General features: G+C 51.8%; 1 pseudogene. It reads left to right on the forward strand.

Annotated features, from left to right (window positions below):
- Positions 1-2405, forward strand: a pseudogene (locus tag WBA89_RS29060) (hypothetical protein); the annotation flags it as partial.
- Positions 2406-3041: the final 636 nt, after the last annotated feature.

Here is a 3041-nt window from a genome sequence, read left to right on the forward strand (position 1 = left end):
TCAACACCCTGCCCCCAGCGGCCCAAGGAATCCTGTTTTTAGGAGATCCGGCCAACGGCGGAGTCGCCGTGACACCGGGTCAAGTTTTGACACCGGCACAAATAGGACAACTATTTTTCCAATCCACAGGTAGCTTTACCGGTGCCAATTTCAGCTACAGCGCCACAGATAACAGCGGCGCTACCAGCCCCGCCACTGCTACTGTGGCGGCGATTCCCCCGACTTCCAACCAACCGCCATCGATTAACAATGTTAACTTCACGGTTCCGACTAGCGGCATCGCGCCGATTCCGGGATTGGGAGGAAGTGACCCCGATGGGTCGATCGTCTCTTACACCATCACCAGCGTCCCCCCAGCCAACCAAGGAACCCTGTTCTTTTCAGATCCAGTCAACGGCGACGTAGGGGTGACAGCCGGTCAAGTTCTGACTCCGGCACAGATAGAGCAACTATTTTTTGTAGCCACAGGTGACTTTACCGGAGCCAGTTTCAGCTACACCGCCACGGACAACCTCGGCAAAATCAGCCCCGCTAGCGCTACTGTTGCTGCTATCTTGAGGCAAGTTGGAACTGTTCCCCCACTCACACCCACACCAACGCCCGCGCCCGGTATCTCAAATCCGATCGCCGAACCAGATACCGACTGTCTGTGTCAGCCGATTCAGGAAAAACCGGGTATTAACTTTGCGCCGCCTCCGCAACCGCCCGCAGTTGGATTTGTCCGGCCGATTTCGCAACTTGGAGAGGGACAAACCACCAAAGGCACCGACGGCGATGACTTCATCGCAGACACCAAAGGCAACCAAAAAATCCTTGGTTTGAAAGGCAACGACCTGCTTTTTGGCGAAAATGGCGCTGATGAAATTCACGGCGACGAAGGCAATGACGCGATTTTTGCCGGCACTGACACCGATATTGCCTACGGCGGCGGTGGCAACGATATCGTCCGTGCCGGCAAACAAAATGACTGGATTGCAGGTGACTCAGGCGCAGACATTCTGTTTGGAGACCGAGGTGCCGATACGATTTTGGGAGATAACGGCAACGATAACTCCAACAGCGCTGCTGAGAATGGCGATTTGATCTTCGGAGGCAGCGGTGCAGACATCATCAACGGTAACGAGGGCAACGATACCATCCACGCCGGCAAAGGTAACGATTTTGCCCTAGGAGGTAAAGACAATGACCTGATCTGGGGCGAGTTCGAGTCCGATACGTTGATTGGTGACATCGGCGATGACAGCTTGTTTGGCGGTTTAAGCAACAAAACGGTTCGCGACTTCGAGGGGCGCGACTTGCTGTACGGAGGCTCCGGCAACGATTTGCTCAGCGGCCAAGAAGGTGATGATACGCTGCTTGCCGGCGAAAATAACGATCGGGCTTTCGGAGGCCAAGGCAACGACCTGATCTACGGTCAATTAGGCTCTGATACTCTCTACGGCGACAAAGGAGCCGATACTCTGCTCGGCGACAGCGGCGGTTCCAACTCAGTTAGCGGTGCTGGCGAAGAAGACTTGCTCTTTGGCGGCCGCGGCAACGACATCATCGGCGGCGGCTACGGCAATGATACGGTGCAACCAGGTAAAGGGAATGATTGTGTTTGGGGCGGCAAAGATAATGACTTGATTTGGGGCGAACTCGGCTCTGATACCATTGTCGGCGATGCTGGCGACGACACGATCTACGGTGGCACTAAAAATCTCGACGATCTAGATGTTAACGGCCGAGACTTGCTCTTTGGCGGCACCGGTGCTGACGTGCTGTTCGGCGATGAAGCTGACGATACTATCAGTGGCGGTGAAGGTAACGACCAGATTGACGGCGGCCGAGGTAACGACCTCTTGCAAGGAGATGCCGGCAGCGACTTGATTTACGGCGGTGAGGGCAGCGATGAACTCTGCGGTGGCGAGGGCAACGATACCATCTACGGCGATCGTGCTGATAACCAAGGTGTCGCGGTGGGCGCAAACGACCGGCAAGATTGTATCAGCGGCGGTGACGGCGATGATTTGCTCTACGGCAACGAAGGGCAAGATACTATCAACGGAAATGCTGGTAGCGATACTCTGTTTGGCGGTAAAGATAGCGACATTCTCAATGGAGGTGCGGGGGATGACTGGCTGTTTGGCGACGAGGGAGATGATACTTTAATTGGAGGTATTGGGAGCGATCGATTTGTGTTGAGTGCTGACGGCGGCACTGATACTGTGATCAACTTCGAGGTAGGTGTCGATAAGTTTGTTTTGACTGGCGGCGCGAGTTTCCAGCAGTTGCAATTTAGCGCTACTCCTGACGGTACGTTGTTGCGAATAGCAGGAACCGATCGGGTGTTAGGAAACTTTGTCGGGGTTAACGGGGCGATCGGCTCTTCCGATTTCCTATCAAATATCTTGTCTGAGGGCTAGAATTAGCGCCGAAAGTTCCCTATTTTTATAACAAAACGCCACAGCAGCTCAAAACTTTTGTGGCGTTCTTTGTAGGGCTACTTCGTCCGACGGTTAGGAGGTTTTGATATCAAATCCCGTAGCATTGAAATGATTCATATCATTTCCGGTAACACTCCTTATGATGTTGACTGTTGACTGTTGACTGTTGGCGGTACGACTCGATTTTATTATTCCGATGCAACCGGAAACGATATCAGATATATATTCTCTCCCTCTGTGTGCTCTGTGTTCTCTGTGGTTAAAGCATTCCGATGCAAGCGGAAACGATATGATATAGCCTTTGTCAAAAAGGTGAGGTACAAGTTTAGATTTTAGATTTTAGATTTTAGATCAATTCCGGTTGTACCGTCAGGTGATTGTTGACTGTTGACTGTTGACTGTTGACTGTTGACTGTTGATTGTTGACTGTAGTTTAGACTAACCAAAGATGAGAACGGTGGCAAAAGAAGAACTAGAGCCACCGCGCTAGGAGAGAATGAGGGTGAAAAATAAAACCTATCCACTCCTTAAATGAACAGTGAACGATTAAAGGACTTTCGTCAAGCAGCATACGAGTTATTAGTACAAGCGAAAGATGCCACATTCGAGCTCATG

This window comes from Microcoleus sp., assembly GCF_049646505.1.
Classification (GTDB): Bacteria; Cyanobacteriota; Cyanobacteriia; order Cyanobacteriales; family Microcoleaceae; genus Microcoleus.